The organism is Acetobacter sp. P5B1, assembly GCF_018811985.1.
GTDB classification, from domain to species: Bacteria; Pseudomonadota; Alphaproteobacteria; order Acetobacterales; family Acetobacteraceae; genus Acetobacter; species Acetobacter cerevisiae.
The window spans coordinates 23,555-37,808 of record NZ_JACRVS010000005.1 but is presented as its reverse complement, the minus strand read 5'-3'; the positions used below and the strand labels follow the sequence as shown (position 1 = coordinate 37,808).

The 14,254-nt window shown below is 59.5% G+C and carries 14 protein-coding genes; 7 read left to right on the top strand and 7 right to left on the bottom strand.

Going from position 1 to position 14,254, the window contains the following annotated elements; translation table 11 throughout:
- Positions 1 to 150: 150 nt before the first annotated feature.
- From accC to aroQ, 3 genes are read right to left on the bottom strand one after another with little or no spacing between them, the layout of a single operon-like run.
- A complete protein-coding gene (gene accC / locus KP703_RS04655) occupies positions 151 to 1,494 on the bottom strand; it encodes an acetyl-CoA carboxylase biotin carboxylase subunit (protein ID WP_062140967.1) in 1,344 nt (447 codons plus the stop codon).
- The gene (accB, locus tag KP703_RS04650; protein ID WP_062140969.1) at positions 1,494 to 1,958 is read right to left on the bottom strand and encodes an acetyl-CoA carboxylase biotin carboxyl carrier protein; all 465 of its coding nucleotides are present in this window, start codon (positions 1,956 to 1,958) and stop codon (positions 1,494 to 1,496) included. The genes accC and accB overlap by 1 nt, the downstream gene beginning before the upstream one ends.
- Entirely contained in the window at positions 1,955 to 2,410 is a 456-nt protein-coding gene (aroQ, locus tag KP703_RS04645) for a type II 3-dehydroquinate dehydratase (protein ID WP_025829366.1), read from the bottom strand. The genes accB and aroQ overlap by 4 nt, the downstream gene beginning before the upstream one ends.
- A gap of 266 nt (positions 2,411 to 2,676) precedes the next feature.
- Between aroQ and KP703_RS04640 the strand changes: the two genes are divergently transcribed.
- A complete protein-coding gene (locus KP703_RS04640) occupies positions 2,677 to 3,294 on the top strand; it encodes a septal ring lytic transglycosylase RlpA family protein (protein WP_215753953.1) in 618 nt (205 codons plus the stop codon).
- A 97-nt stretch (positions 3,295 to 3,391) separates the two neighbouring features.
- Here KP703_RS04640 and KP703_RS04635 read toward each other — a convergent pair whose 3' ends face one another.
- A complete protein-coding gene (locus tag KP703_RS04635) occupies positions 3,392 to 4,378 on the bottom strand; it encodes a YihY/virulence factor BrkB family protein (RefSeq protein ID WP_082779377.1) in 987 nt (328 codons plus the stop codon).
- Positions 4,379 to 4,825: 447 nt separating this feature from the next.
- On the opposite strand from KP703_RS04635, the gene KP703_RS04630 reads away from it, so the two are divergent.
- The 3 genes from KP703_RS04630 to KP703_RS04620 are packed head-to-tail and all read left to right on the top strand — an operon-like array spanning position 4,826 to position 6,844.
- The gene (locus KP703_RS04630; RefSeq protein WP_061490982.1) at positions 4,826 to 5,956 is read left to right on the top strand and encodes a type III PLP-dependent enzyme; all 1,131 of its coding nucleotides are present in this window, start codon (positions 4,826 to 4,828) and stop codon (positions 5,954 to 5,956) included.
- A 1-nt stretch (position 5,957) separates the two neighbouring features.
- Positions 5,958 to 6,131 (top strand): hypothetical protein, encoded by a 174-nt coding sequence (locus tag KP703_RS04625; RefSeq protein WP_197463929.1) that lies wholly within the window; start codon positions 5,958 to 5,960, stop codon positions 6,129 to 6,131.
- Positions 6,128 to 6,844, top strand: a complete 717-nt coding sequence (locus tag KP703_RS04620; RefSeq protein ID WP_215753952.1) for a YfdX family protein — start codon at positions 6,128 to 6,130, stop codon at positions 6,842 to 6,844. Before KP703_RS04625 ends, KP703_RS04620 begins: the two co-directional genes overlap by 4 nt.
- Positions 6,845 to 6,897: 53 nt before the next feature.
- Here the strand turns inward: KP703_RS04620 and KP703_RS04615 are convergent, their stop codons facing one another.
- Positions 6,898 to 7,770, bottom strand: coding sequence for a sulfurtransferase (locus tag KP703_RS04615; RefSeq protein ID WP_373687439.1), 873 nt, complete (start codon positions 7,768 to 7,770; stop codon positions 6,898 to 6,900).
- Positions 7,771 to 8,063: 293 nt separating this feature from the next.
- Between KP703_RS04615 and KP703_RS04610 the strand changes: the two genes are divergently transcribed.
- Complete coding sequence (locus KP703_RS04610; RefSeq protein ID WP_215753950.1) at positions 8,064 to 9,110, top strand: aldo/keto reductase; 1,047 nt, start codon at positions 8,064 to 8,066, stop codon at positions 9,108 to 9,110.
- Between the two features lie 13 nt (positions 9,111 to 9,123).
- Here KP703_RS04610 and ccmB read toward each other — a convergent pair whose 3' ends face one another.
- Positions 9,124 to 9,792, bottom strand: coding sequence for a heme exporter protein CcmB (gene ccmB, locus KP703_RS04605; protein ID WP_082779376.1), 669 nt, complete (start codon positions 9,790 to 9,792; stop codon positions 9,124 to 9,126).
- On the bottom strand, positions 9,789 to 10,445 hold the full coding sequence (ccmA, locus tag KP703_RS04600; RefSeq protein WP_082779807.1) for a heme ABC exporter ATP-binding protein CcmA: 657 nt from the start codon (positions 10,443 to 10,445) through the stop codon (positions 9,789 to 9,791). Before ccmA ends, ccmB begins: the two co-directional genes overlap by 4 nt.
- 263 nt (positions 10,446 to 10,708) lie before the next feature.
- On the opposite strand from ccmA, the gene acnA reads away from it, so the two are divergent.
- Together acnA and KP703_RS04590 are read left to right on the top strand one after the other, a co-directional pair.
- Entirely contained in the window at positions 10,709 to 13,402 is a 2,694-nt protein-coding gene (gene acnA / locus KP703_RS04595; RefSeq protein WP_062140981.1) for an aconitate hydratase AcnA, read from the top strand.
- Positions 13,403 to 13,484: 82 nt separating this feature from the next.
- A complete protein-coding gene (locus KP703_RS04590; RefSeq protein ID WP_043549388.1) occupies positions 13,485 to 14,231 on the top strand; it encodes an amino acid ABC transporter ATP-binding protein in 747 nt (248 codons plus the stop codon).
- Positions 14,232 to 14,254 lie beyond the last annotated feature (23 nt).

The window sequence follows — 14,254 nt, the reverse complement described above, 5'->3', positions numbered from 1 at the left end:
TGATCTTCCTCTTCAATGCGCGTTTTGCGCAGCGCCCACGCTGGAAAAACCAGCGATAGTGAACAAGGGCTGAAGGAAAGATGTCACGGAATTGTGTCCCCGGCCAGCGGCTCCGGTAAAGGAGGCACAGGCCGGGGGCAGGCGGGCCTTTTAGTGCGGGCGCGCAGTAAACTGTTCCAGCCAGTGGATGGTGTAATCCCCCTTCTGGAACTCAGGGTCAGCCAGAATACGGCGGTGCAGCGGAATAACGGTCTTGATGCCTTCCACTACAAACTCATCCAGCGCACGGTGCATACGGGCAATGGCCTCGGCCCGTGTGGGGGCGTGGACAATCACCTTGGCAATCATGCTGTCGTAATACGGCGGCACCTTGTAGCCCGTGTAGAGCGCGCTATCGATGCGCACACCCAGACCACCCGGTGCGTGATACACCGCCACCGTGCCGGGGCAGGGGGCGAAGGTATCCGGGTCTTCCGCGTTGATGCGGCATTCAATGGCATGGCCAGAGAACGTCACGTCAGACTGCGTGTAGCCGAGCTTCTCACCAGCGGCGAGGCGGATCTGCTCACGGACCAGATCGACATCGCACACCATTTCCGTCACCGGATGTTCCACCTGCAGGCGGGTGTTCATCTCGATGAAGCAGAACTGACCGTCCTGATACAGGAATTCCAGCGTGCCTGCGTTCCGGTAGCCCATTTTGGAGAGGGCGTCCGTCACCGTCTTGCCGATGGCGTTCCGCTGGTCCGGCGTAATGGCCGGAGAGCCAGCTTCTTCCAGCAGTTTCTGGTGGCGGCGCTGCAGGGAGCAGTCACGTTCCCCAAAATGCACCACGTTGCCGTAGTTATCGCCCAGAATCTGGAGTTCGATATGCCGGGGCTTATCGAGGTATTTTTCCAGATAGACCGCATCATTGCCAAAAGCTGTGCGGGCTTCCGTGCGGGCGACGCTCCAGGCTTCCTCAATTTCGCTGGCGTCATGCGCGACTTTCATGCCGCGCCCGCCACCGCCTGCGGTCGCCTTGATCAGCACCGGATAGCCAACCTGTGCGGCCACGGTCCGGGCTTCGTCCAGGCTCTTCAGCTCACCATCGGAACCGGGAACCAGCGGCACACCCAGCGCTTCCATGGTGGTCTTGGCGGTAATCTTATCGCCCATCATGCGGATATGCTCCGCCGTCGGGCCGATAAAGGTCAGGCCGTGGGCTTCCACCGTTTCCGCAAAATCCGCGTTTTCAGACAGAAAGCCATAGCCGGGGTGAATGGCTTCCGCCCCTGTGATAGTGGCGGCAGAGAGAATGGCGGCCACGTTCAGATAGGAATCCCGCGCGGCAGGCGGCCCGATGCACACGGCTTCATCCGCCAGACGCACATGCATGGCGTCTTCATCCGCTGTGGAATGAACCGCTACGGTCTTGATGCCCAGTTCCCGGCAGGCGCGCAGGACACGAAGGGCAATCTCGCCGCGATTGGCGATGAGGATTTTGGAAAACATCACTCGATAATGGCGAGCGGCTGGCCAAATTCCACCGGGTCGCCAGAGGCAACGAGCAGGGTTTTCACCGTGCCGGCTTTGGGGGCTTTGATCTGGTTGAAGGTCTTCATCGCTTCAATCAGCAGCAGGGTCTGGCCAGCGCTGACAATCTGCCCTTCGCTGACAAACGGGGGAGAGGACGGGTCGGGCGTGAGATACGCCACACCCACCATCGGGCTGTTAACAGCACCCGGATGGCGGGAGAGGTCCGCAGGGGCTGCCGGCACAGGGGCGGCAGGTGCTGCCACGGGAGCCGGAGCAGGGGCTGCAACAGCCGCCGGAGCCGTAGCCTGCACCGTTGCGGGGGCACGGGCCACCCGGATGCGGCTGTCTTTCTCCGAGACCTCGATTTCAGTCAGTCCGGTGTCGGTCAGAATTTCGGCCAATGCCCGAATGGCATCTGCGTCCACGAGCAATCCGCTCATTGGTCATCCTCATCTAGAATAAGATCTGTCATTGCCTGCAATGCCAGAGAATACCCCGCCACGCCTAGCCCACAGATTACGCCAACAGCGGCGCGTGAGACATAAGACATGTGACGGAACGGCTCACGACGGTGAATGTTGGAGATATGCACCTCGATCACGGGCAGGTCCGTGGCCAGCAGCGCATCCAGCAAAGCCACAGAGGTGTGGCTGTATCCCGCCGGGTTGATGATGATGCCGCGCGCACGCTTGCGGCATTCCTGCACCCAGGAAATCAGCTCCCCTTCAATGTTCGTCTGACGGAAGTCGATGGCCAGATCCAGCTTGTCGGCTGTCTGAATGCAGATCTGCTCCACATCATCCAGCGTGGCGCGGCCATAAATTTCAGGCTGGCGCTGGCCAAGCATGTTGAGGTTCGGGCCGTTAAACACAGCGATGAGGGGTCTTTCCATAGTGTTCCGGGCCGTAGCACGATGCCGGACAGCATCCAAGAGAAGAGATGCCCTGCACCCCTAAAACCTGATGAAAAACCTGCCTGCCCGGCGTCTGTTGCTTCGGGAAGCGCGGACTGGAAAGGGCACACATGCCATGTTTTTGCCATTTGGGCAGGGCATGCACGGGGAGAACCAAAAGGTTTGCGGGGTAGAAAGCGGTTGCTTTTTACCCCTGGCACCGGCTTTATTGGCCGGGATTAACGAAAAACGGAGTAAACAAGCGGATGTCAGCCCTGCGCCGGGCACTTCTGGGAAGTGTGTTTGTTATGGCCTCCATGGCCTCTGTCTCCGCTGCCAAGGCAGCTGATGAAGGACAGGGGACGACCAGCTGGGCCGACTCCGTTCAGCGCGCTCTGGCCGTGCGGGAGGAGCAGGACCCGACGTTCAGCACTCCGGAAACCGGACAGACTGCGCATGCGCGCCGTTTCCAGAAAGGCATGGCCAGCTGGTATGGCGGCCGTTTCCATAACCGCCGCACTTCTTCAGGCGCTTTGTTCAACAAGGCCAGCCTGACCGCAGCGCACCCCACAGCCCCCCTTGGCAGCAAGCTGCTGGTGACGTCTGAAGAGACGGGGCGCTCTGTTGTGGTGACAGTGAATGATCGCGGCCCGTATAGCCACAACCGAATTATTGATCTTTCACAGGCCGCGGCTGCGCGCATCGGCATGCTGGGCGCTGGTGTTGCCCATGTGAAGATTGAAGCCGCCCCGATTGAAGTCGCATCCGCGCCTCGGGATGGTAGCGAATCGCTGGAGTCCAACACGCTGGAGATGGCTGCGGCCCAGCCCCGGGACGGGGTGCGGGTTCTGCATCGCCCCCGCGTGAGAGCCGCACGCCACTAAGATCTGACGTTTTTAAAGCGTATAAAAAAGGCCGGTCAGGTGATCCTGAACCGGCCTTTTTTCTGTTCGCCCAGAGTGGGCGCGTATCGAGGGAGGGTCAGAACGTCAGCGGTTTGCGGCGTTCGCCCCGGGCGTAGATTTCCATCTCGGCGTTCAGTTCCGCCCCCATCAGCACAACCCACGCACTGACGAAGAACCACATCATGATGGCAATCACCGCGCCGAGAGGTCCGTAGGTCGCGTTGTAGCTGGCGATGTGGGCTACGTAATAGGAGAAGCCAAAGGCCACGATAATCCATGTGCAGGTGGCAAACAGCGCCCCCGGCATCACCCAGCGCCACAGACCCGGTGCTTTACGGTCCGGCCCAAAGCGGTAGAGCGCGGACATGGCCAGAATCTGGAAGGTGAACATAATGACCGGGCCGCTCCACTGCGCCAGAAACTCAATGGAGCCGGGCGGGGTAGGGATGTGCAGCCATGCGGGCAGATTAAGCAGCAGCGGCAGGGCCACCATGAGCGCCAGTGTCAGCGCGGCACCCAGCACGGCGGAGAGCGTCATGGCGAGTGCTGTGAGCTGGAACACAAAGAAATTTCGGTTTTCCTGCGTGTTGTAGGCAATGTTCAGCGCTGACAGAATGGATTTGGTGGCGGCCGAGGCGGACCAGAGTGCCACACTCAGGGAGACGACAAGGTTGACCGTCAGAGAGCTGTGCGGTTCGGCCACCAGTGTCTGAATGCGGTCATAAATCAGTGCGTAAGCCCCCGGCGGCAGCAGATTCCGCAGTACTTCCAGCTGGGGGGTGACGGTCTGCACATCAAACGCCAGCCCATAGATGGAAATCAGTGAACTGATGGCGGGGAACAGAGAGAGGGTGGTATAAAAAGCGCAGCCGGCGGCCACCAGCGTGGTGGGGCCGGAAATCAGGCTTTTGAACGTCAGCGTGAAAATGATTTTCCAGTCCTGCCACCGCAGGGCAGAGGGGCGGGAAAACTTAGGGCCTTGGTCTGGGGCGTCCGCCCTCGATCCCTCAGCAGGGTTCAGATCGTGCTGATGCGGAGCGGCTGGATCACAGAGAACCTGCATCGTGTTTGAAGCATCCTTTTTTGGCGTGTGGCATCGCGCCTGAGGGGGCCGAACCGTGGAATGCCGGGCGCTGGGCCGGGCTTGCTGTAACGAGCGGTTCCCTTCACGGAAGAAAAAGGCGTTCTGCAATGCTCAAGGCGCTGTGCAGACGTGAAGAAACCGAATGAAGCCGGTTTTATAGTCCTTGAGGCCCCTTTTCCACGTTTTTTTAAAACAGGCCTTTTTTTGACTTGCACTTGTGACGTTCTGGCCTCATATGCACCCCCCTACGCAGCAACGCACGTGCCACTGGCCCTCTGAGGTTACGCAACGACGTCAAGCGTTCTGGCAATCGGGGTTCCGCTGTTTGGAGCCCTTCTCTGGTCGCTGGTCCGTTAGACCGTTTCGCAACTCCTCCTCGCGTATTTACCAAAAGCGATGGAGCCTTATTTTGGGGGAATGGGTGGGATGAATCCCAAAATTGCCCGTTTTTTCGCTGAGCAAAAGCCAGCAACACCTTGCCTCGTCGTCGATGTCGATCAGGTCGAGGCTCGTTATCATGCCCTGACAAGCGCTCTGCCGCATGCGCGGGTGTATTATGCCGTCAAGGCCAACCCGGCCATGCCGATTCTAAACCGGCTGGTGGGGCTTGGGTCCTGCTTTGACGCGGCCTCCTGGGAGGAAGTGTCTCTGTGTCTGGAAGCGGGTGCCGCGCCGGATGCAATTTCCTTCGGCAATACGGTCAAAAAAGTCTCCGCTATTCGCGCAGCCTATGAGGCTGGCGTGCGGATGTACGTATTTGATTGCCGGGAAGAGCTGGAAAAGCTGGCGGCGCATGCCCCCGGCTCCCGCGTCTATTGTCGCCTGCTGGTGGATAATGACGGCGCGGAATGGCCCCTTTCCCGCAAGTTTGGCACCACGCTCGACTCCGCGCGGGAGCTGATGCTTCTGGCGCGGGAACTGGGGCTGGACCCGTATGGTCTGTCCTTCCACGTCGGCAGTCAGCAGCTTTCTTCCGATGCGTATGAGGTGGCGATTGCCCGTGTGGCTGCCCTGTTTACAGACCTCAGCGCGGCCGGGCTGGACCTGCGGATGGTTAATCTGGGCGGCGGTTTTCCGGTGCGCTACCGGGCCGATGTGCCGGAAATCGACCATTTCGCACAGGCCATCAGCCACGCCATGACCACCCATTTCGGCAATGCACTGCCGGAAATGCTGGTTGAGCCGGGCCGCTTTATTGTGGGTGAAGCCGGGGTTGTGCGCTCAGAAGTCGTGCTGGTCAGCCGCCGTGGGCGGGAAGACGGGCCGCGCTGGGTCTATCTGGACATTGGCCGCTTTGGCGGTCTGGCGGAAACGGAAGGCGAGGCTATTCGCTACGCCATTCGCACCCCGCGTGATGGCTCGCCCACCGGTCCGGTCGCTATCGCCGGCCCGACCTGTGACGGCGCGGACATCATGTATGAAAAGACAGCCTATGAGCTGCCTTTGGGGCTGGAAGCGGGTGAGCAGGTGGAACTGGATGCCACCGGTGCCTATGTGTCCACCTATTGCTCCACCCGGTTCAACGGTTTCCTACCGCTGACGGAACATTATATCTGATATGTTCCAAGGGGGTGGCTGGTCTCTTATGGGCCTGCCACCCTTGTTTTATGCCTCTCCGGCTCTGACCAGACAGGACGGCAGCCCAGCCTTGTGCGGGCCTGCCTTTGCAGATGTGCTGATCTGGCTCAACACTCCTGCGACCTTTGATGATGAGTCTGGAGAGATCTCATGAAAAAAACAGGACTGCTGCTGGCGGCCCTTCTGGCCTCTGCAACCTCTGTGGTTCCGGGTTTTGCTCAGACCACCAGCACAGCAACGCCCACCGCGTCCGCTCCCCCTGCGGTTGCCGATGCGGCGGCGCAGGATTTTGGACGGCTTTCTGTAGATGGCGGTACTGCCTCGGAAGATATCGGGCTGGCGCGTCAGGCTATTTTTGACGGGGATCTGGACGCCGCTGGCCGTCTGATTGCCGATGCCAATATGGCGCTGGAACGTGCGCGTGTGGACAACACGGCTTTCCAGAAAGCGGAAACCGAATTGCAGCCCAGCAAGACAAAAGCAACAACGTCCACCCATGCAGCATCCGCCAACAGCACGCCGGTGGCGTGGTTGCCGATTGATGGCGAGCTGGTGCTGGACGAGGCGATCGAACCCACCCCGGAAAAAAATGCGGCCGTTGCGGCGGCTAACCGTCACCTGCGGGCCGGGAATACCGCGCGGGCTGGGGATGTGCTGAAAGTTTCCGGGATTGATGCGGACTATATTATTGCCGCAGTGCCGCTTGAGCAGACCCGCAAGGATGTGGCCAAAGCGGCCAAATTCATCAAGAGCAATCCCTATAAAGCTAGTGAAGCTTTACGGGACGCGGAAAACGCCGTGCGTTATGCGTCCGTCAATGTTCAGGCTGTGCCGCAGCAGGCTCCGGCCGCTCCGCAGGCAAAATAAGACGCTGCTTTGAGAGTAAGCCCCGGTTACGTATCTGTAACCGGGGCTTTTTCTTATGCGTTTTCTAACGGAGCGGCAGCTTTGGGGATGCCGCCCTCAATCGGCAGCTCAGGGTTACGGGACCACTCGTTCCAGGAGCCCATATAAATCCGCAGCTTTTTGAAACCGGCCTGAGAGAGCGCAACATAGGTGTTGGCGGCCCGGGCACCCTTGAAACAGTAGATGATAATATCATCGTCTGGCGTCAGACCACGGGAGGCAGCGAGGTCAAGAATGTCTTCCTTGGGCCGAAAAGAGGCCTGTCCGTCAGAGACTTTCATGAAGTCATACCATTCGATCCACACAGCACCGGGGATGCGGCCTTTGCGCGGGGCGAAATCCACACCGTAAGGGGAGGAGCTTTCTGCCAGCCATTCCACTTTGTCCCGGTTGTCCAGCAGTTTGACGTTCGGGTTCGTCAGGGCATGCAGAACATCCTGATAGGTCGCCATCAGGTTCGGCTGAATGCTGATCGGGAAAACTGTCCGCTTCGGCTTGGTGGTTTCCGTTGTCAGAGCGCCACCAGCCTGTTTCCATGCCATCAGGCCGCCATCAAGAATGCCCACTTTCGGGTAGCCCAGATACTTCAAAATCCAGTAGCCACGGCATGAGCCGCCATAGCGCGTATGCAGAGCGTCTTCGTAAATGATGGCTGTTTTTTTGCCGTCGAGACCATAATCCGAGAACAGGTCAACAAATTTGTCCTGAAGGGTCTTGAGGCCATCGTCCGTCGTTTCTGCAAGATAGGTGAAAATATCCGGCATATTGACAGCACCGGGCAGGTGGCCGGCCTCAAAATCCTTTCGGTCACGCACGTCAATAAAAACGGCGTTGCCCGTGGAGATGAGCTCCTGAACCTGTTTGGGTGAAAAAAGGACAGAGTCCAGCATTCGGTTTCTCCACAACAGTTTGAGATCGCAGACTCTAACAGCCCCGATAGGACACCTGTAGGTCTGCATATGCGGTGCCGTTATGAGGCAGGCAGGACGCTATCGGGTTTGTGAAGAGTTGCGGGGGTGTCAGCGCTCTGTCCGGTAACCGGCTAAACATTTTTTCAGGATTCAGACAGTTTCAAAGCTGGTCTGGTGGACGTGTGCGGCTGTTCTTCTCAGGGGCTACGCTGGGAAGATTAGCCTTTTCAGGATAGAATTTTCTTCAAACACTCCGAAGGGATTAGGGCATGCAGTATCGTGAACTTGGCCGCACCGGCATTCTGGTCAGTGAAATCTGCCTGGGCACCATGACGTTTGGCCAGCAGAACACGGAAGCGGAAGGGCACGCGCAGCTCGATCTGGCGCTGGAGCATGGCGTCAACTTTATTGATACCGCCGAGCTTTATTCCATTCCACCACGTGCCGAGACCTATGGGGCGACGGAAACCATTGTGGGCAGCTGGCTGAAAGCCCGTGGCAGCCGCGACAAGATTATTCTGGCCAGCAAGGTTGTCGGGCGGAGTTCCTCCCCGTGGTTCCGGCCCGGTGGTGAGGAAGCACGTCTGACCCCGCGCCAGATTCGCTATGCGCTGGAGCATTCCCTGCGGCGGCTGGGCACGGATTATCTCGATCTCTATCAACTGCACTGGCCGGACCGGAAAATCGGTTTGTTTGGCGAAGGTGGCACAACTTTTACAACCGTCTCGGACGTTGATGAAGTGCCGCTGGAAGAAACGCTGGGTGTGCTGGGCGACCTCGTGGCGGAAGGCAAGATCCGCCATGTCGGCCTGTCGAATGAAACAGCATGGGGTGTGGCAAAGTCTCTGGCCTGCGCCAGAGAGGGGGCGCCGCGTGTGGCATCCATTCAGAACGCCTATAATCTGATCAACAGAACTTTCGAAATTGGTCTGGCGGAAATAGCCCTGCAGGAGAAGGTCAGCCTGCTGGCATATTCCCCGCTGGCGCAGGGCTATCTGACCGGAAAATATCTGAACGGCGCACGGCCTGCGGGGGCGCGCACCACGCTGTTTAATCGCGGGCAGCGTTATGAAAAGCCGGGTGTGGATGTCGCGGTGGAAGCCTACATGAACCTTGCGAAGGCCGAGGGGATTGACCCGGTGCAGTTCGCACTGGCGTTTGTAACCTCCCGTCCGTTTGTGACATCCAACATCATCGGCGCAACCAGCGTGGAGCAGCTCATGACGGCTCTGACCTCAGTAAAGGTGCAGATCACGCCGGAGCTGGAAGAGAAAATCAACGCCATTCATCAGGTGCATTCCAACCCGGCTCCGTAAAGGGGGGGCGGAGTTATTCCACCGCGGCCCGTAATCCGGCCCCGGCAGCCAGCGGGCAAAGGGGAATGGCGGCAGCCAGAAAGGCCCCCAGCAATTCCAGATCCGGTGCCCATGGCAGGCCGGTGCGGGCGGCATCAATGGCGGCGGCGCCAAAAATCAGTGCTGGTGTAATGAGTGGCAGCACCAGCAGGGGCAACAGCACACCGCCGCGTCGGGCTCCCAGCACAATGGAAGCCCCCATGCCGCCGATAAGAGACAGCACCATGGACCCCAGCAGCAGCCCCGCCAGCAAAATAGGCAGGGTGGAGGTGGGCAGGCCGAGCATGATGGCCAGTGGCACCGCAGCCAGCAGCAGCGGGACGCCGGTGGTCAGCCAGTGTGCGGTGATTTTAGCGAGGGCCACCAGTGACGGCGGCAGGCCCAGTAGCAGAAGCTGATCAAGTGATCCGTCTTCCAGCTCCGCGCCAAATAAACGGTCCAGCGGCAGCAGGGCTGCCAGCAGGGCACAGACCCAGATAATGCCGGGGGCCATATGGCGCAGCAGATCCGGTGAGGGGCCAAGGGCTAACGGAAACAGCGTGCCCGTCAGAATAAAGAAGAGGACTGCGCCCAGCGTGTCGGCCCCGTGGCGCAGAGCCAGCCGCAGGTCCCGGGCAACCAGAGCGCAAAACAGGCCCATCATGCGGCATCTCCTCTCAGGTCAGTCTCGTCAGCACCCCACCACCCACGGCTCTGGTCCGGCATACCGGGCAGCGCCAGATGGCTGACCTCTCCTAAAGGCAGAGGCACATGCGTTGTGGCGACCACAAGGCCGCCTTGTGCGCGGTGGGTGGCGATAGCCTGCCCCAGCAGTTCTACAGCAGCGGCGTCCAGCCCGAGGCTTGGCTCATCCAGCAGCCACAGTGGAGCCTGCGCCAGCAGCACGCGGGCGAGGGCCGTACGGCGCTTCTGGCCAGCAGACAGCAGGCGGGCGGGCAGGGTGGAAAGATGCAGGAGATCCACTGCTTTCAGGGCGGCATCCATGTCACCGCCTCCGGCACGGGCGAACAGGGCCAGATTTTCCCGCACTGTCAGGCTGGGCTTTAACGCATCCTGATGCCCCAGATAGGCTACGCGGGCCGCATGGGCCGTGCGGTCATGCGTAATGGGCTCACCATCCCACAGCAGAGCGCCGCCATCCGGGCGGCGTAATCCGGCCAGAACCCGCAGTAAAGTGGACTTGCCAGCGCCATTGGGGCCTGTGAGCAGCAGCGCGCCGCCGCGCTCCAGCGTCAGGCTGACATCATCCAGCACCAGCCGATCCCCCCGGAAAACCGAGAGAGACTCTGCCACCAGCCGGGGTGTGGCATCAGAAGAAAGCTCGGAGATGGGACTTCTCCTTATTGTTACCAGTTAAACACCGCCAAAGCGGGCCTGCTCGCGTTCTCGTGGTCGCCAGCCCGCTTGTGCCGCGCCAGACTGCCGGTATGTTCTAACGTCATCGGGATATCAAGCCGGCCGCCCGGAAGACCGGGTGAGCGCAAAACGCCGCACCTGGCGGCGTGCCGGCTCCGGAACGTATCACCAGCCATCGGCTGTGATCGGGGAGAAGGGTAACTATGAAGACGGTTGGGCACGATTCACTCAAGACAGGTCGCACGCTCTCGGTTGATGGCAAGACCTATCATTATTTTTCCATTCCGGAAGCGGCAAAGACCATTGGCGACGTCAGCCGTCTGCCTGTTTCGCTGAAAGTGCTGCTGGAAAATGTGCTGCGCTTTGAAGACGGCCATTCCTACAGTGTGGATGACGCCAAGGCGATTGCCGGCTGGCTGCCGGAAGGCCACAGCAGCAAGGAGGTGCCATTTAAGCCCTCTCGCATTCTGATGCAGGACTTCACCGGCGTGCCGGCAGTGGTTGACCTTGCTGCCATGCGCGACGGGATTGTGAAGCTGAACGGCAACCCCCAGAAGGTGAACCCGCTGGTGCCGGTCAATCTGGTGATTGACCACTCCGTGATGGTGGATGTCTACGGCTCGCAGGATGCGCTGCAGAAAAACATCACGCTGGAATTTGAGCGCAATGGTGAGCGCTATGCGTTCCTGCGCTGGGGTCAGGAAGCGTTCGAGAATTTCTCGGTCGTGCCGCCGGATACCGGCATCTGCCATCAGGTGAACCTGGAATATATCGCTCAGGTTGCCTGGACCGCGAATGTGGACGGCAAAGAGTATGTCTATCCGGACTCACTGTATGGCACGGATAGCCACACCACCATGATCAACGGCCTTGGCGTGCTGGGCTGGGGTGTGGGCGGGATTGAGGCTGAAGCCGCAATGCTCGGCCAGCCGATTGCCATGCTGGTGCCGGATGTGATCGGCTTCCGCCTGACGGGCAAGATGCCTGAGGGGGCTACCGCGACCGATCTGGTGCTGACAGTCACCCAGATGCTCCGCAAAAAGGGCGTGGTTGGCAAATTTGTTGAGTTCTTTGGCCCGGCTCTGGACCACCTGCCGGTGGCTGACCGTGCGACCATTGCCAACATGGCTCCGGAATATGGCGCAACCTGCGGCTTCTTCCCGGTTGATACGCTCACGCTGGACTTCCTCCGTGAAACCGGCCGTGACGAACACCGCATTAAACTGACGGAAGAATATCTGCGCGCGCAGGACATGTTCCGCACAGCAGAAACGCCGGAGCCGGTCTTTACCGATATTCTGGAACTCGACCTGTCCACGGTTGTGCCGTCCATCTCCGGCCCCAAACGCCCGCAGGACCGTGTGGTGCTGAAGGAAGCCAAGACAGCGTTTGAAAAAGAACTGACCTCTTCTCTGGGCGTGCCGGCGAACGACGCGAACAAGAAAGTGCCGGTGGCCGGGACCAATTACGAAATTGGTCAGGGCGATATCGTCATTGCCGCGATCACGTCCTGCACCAACACCTCCAATCCGGCGGTGCTGATTGCCGCAGGTCTGGTGGCCCGCAAGGCGCGCGCTCTTGGCCTGAAGCCGAAACCGTGGGTGAAGACCTCTCTGGCTCCCGGTTCTCAGGTGGTGACGGACTATCTGGACCGTTCCAAACTGTCTGAAGATCTGGACGCACTGGGCTTCAACACGGTGGGGTATGGCTGCACCACCTGTATCGGGAACTCCGGTCCGCTGCCGTCTCACATTGTGGACGCCATTGAGAACAACAACCTCGTTGCGGTGTCTGTTCTGTCTGGTAACCGTAACTTTGAGGGCCGGATTTCCCCCAACGTGCGGGCCAACTATCTTGCCAGCCCGCCGCTGGTGGTTGCCTACTCTCTGCTGGGCACCATGCGGAAGGATATCACCACGGAGCCACTGGGCACATCCAAGGATGGCAAGCCCGTCTATCTGAAAGATATCTGGCCTTCCAACAAGGAAATCGCGGACCTGATCGGCTCGTCCATCAACCGTGAAGAGTTTATCCAGCGCTACAAGAACGTGTCCAAGGGCACGAAGGAGTGGCAGGATCTCAAGGTGGCCACCGGGTCTGAAACCTACAAGTGGGATTCCAAATCCACCTACGTGCAGGATCCGCCGTACTTCAAGGACATCACGCACGAACCCACCGCGCCGGGCAACATTGAGAACGCCCGTATTCTGGCGCTGCTGGGTGACAACATCACGACCGACCATATCTCTCCGGCCGGTGCCATCAAGAAAGACTCTCCGGCTGGCCGGTATCTGATGGAACACGGTGTGGAACCGCGGGACTTCAACTCCTACGGCTCACGCCGCGGGAATGACCGTGTGATGGTCCGTGGCACCTTTGCCAATATCCGCATCAAGAACGAGATGCTGCCCGGCACGGAAGGGGGGCTGTCCAGGCACTTCCCGGATGGCAAGGAAGGCGCGATCTATGATGTTGCCATGGAATACAAGAAAGAGGGCACTCCTCTGGTTGTGTTTGGTGGCAAGGAATACGGCATGGGGTCCTCCCGTGACTGGGCGGCCAAAGGCACCCTGCTGCTGGGCATCAAGGCTGTGATTGCAGAAAGCTTTGAGCGTATCCACCGCTCCAACCTTGTGGGCATGGGCGTGCTGCCCCTGCTGTTCAAGGATGGCGTGACGCGCCAGACCCTGAACCTGAAGGGTGATGAGACCATCACCATCAAAGGGCTGGAAAAAATCACGCCGCGCATGGACGTCACCATGACGATTACGCGGGCTGATGGGTCTACGCAGGATGTGGAGCTTCTGTGCCGCGTCGATACACTGGACGAAGTTGAGTATTACCGGCATGGTGGCATTCTCCAGTATGTGTTGCGTGGGATGACCAAAGCTGCCTGACGATTTTCTTGTTCCATCGGAACATCAGAATGCCGGCCCGGATAACTCCGGGCCGGCTTTTTGCCTTGAAAATGAACCTGTTGTGCTCGACGCACAGGATATTCACAAAAGCTTTGGGGACGGTGCCATTCTTGGAGGCGTCTCTCTTCAGGTGCGCAAGGGGGAGCTGGTCTCCATCATCGGCCCCTCAGGGTGCGGGAAATCAACCTTTCTGCGTTGCCTGAATTTTCTGGAAATTCCCGACCGTGGCACCATTAACGCCATGGGGGTGACCATTGCGCGGGACGGCGGCCCCTGGCGGCGTGCGGATGAGCATGTGGCCCATCGGCTCCGCACCCATGTGGGCATGGTTTTTCAAAGTTTTAATCTTTTCCCGCATCTGAGCGTGCTGGATAACGTCCTGCTTGGCCCGCGTGTTGTAAAGCGTGAGACCGGACCTGCCGAGCGGGATGAAGCCATGGCTCTGCTGGAAAAAGTCGGGCTGGGTCGTGTGGCGCAGCGTTACCCTGTTTCTCTCTCCGGCGGGCAGCAGCAGCGGGCGGCCATTGCGCGCGCGCTGGCCATGCGGCCGGAGATCATGCTGTATGACGAACCGACCTCGGCACTGGACCCCATTGTGGCGGAGGAAGTGCTGGGCGTGATGCGCAAGCTGGATGATGAAGGCATGACGCAGATTATTGTGACGCACGATATGCGTTTTGCGCAGGTGGCTTCGGACACAATTGTTTATATGGATGGCGGCCACATTATTGAATCTGGCCCCCCGGAAACCCTGTGTGTTAATCCGGCGGATGATCGGACACGGCGCTTTTTGAGGACTGTTTTGTGAAACACGGCATGCGGCGCCATCTG

Coding starts and splice junctions, on each gene's coding strand:
- KP703_RS04610 (WP_215753950.1), top strand. CDS start 8,064: ATGCAGTATCGTGAACTTGGCCGCACCGGCATTCTGGTCAGTGAAATC.
- aroQ (WP_025829366.1), bottom strand. CDS start 2,410: ATGGAAAGACCCCTCATCGCTGTGTTTAACGGCCCGAACCTCAACATG.
- acnA (WP_062140981.1), top strand. CDS start 10,709: ATGAAGACGGTTGGGCACGATTCACTCAAGACAGGTCGCACGCTCTCG.
- KP703_RS04635 (WP_082779377.1), bottom strand. CDS start 4,378: ATGCAGGTTCTCTGTGATCCAGCCGCTCCGCATCAGCACGATCTGAAC.
- KP703_RS04620 (WP_215753952.1), top strand. CDS start 6,128: ATGAAAAAAACAGGACTGCTGCTGGCGGCCCTTCTGGCCTCTGCAACC.
- KP703_RS04625 (WP_197463929.1), top strand. CDS start 5,958: ATGTTCCAAGGGGGTGGCTGGTCTCTTATGGGCCTGCCACCCTTGTTT.
- accC (WP_062140967.1), bottom strand. CDS start 1,494: ATGTTTTCCAAAATCCTCATCGCCAATCGCGGCGAGATTGCCCTTCGT.
- KP703_RS04640 (WP_215753953.1), top strand. CDS start 2,677: ATGTCAGCCCTGCGCCGGGCACTTCTGGGAAGTGTGTTTGTTATGGCC.
- accB (WP_062140969.1), bottom strand. CDS start 1,958: ATGAGCGGATTGCTCGTGGACGCAGATGCCATTCGGGCATTGGCCGAA.
- KP703_RS04630 (WP_061490982.1), top strand. CDS start 4,826: ATGAATCCCAAAATTGCCCGTTTTTTCGCTGAGCAAAAGCCAGCAACA.
- ccmB (WP_082779376.1), bottom strand. CDS start 9,792: ATGATGGGCCTGTTTTGCGCTCTGGTTGCCCGGGACCTGCGGCTGGCT.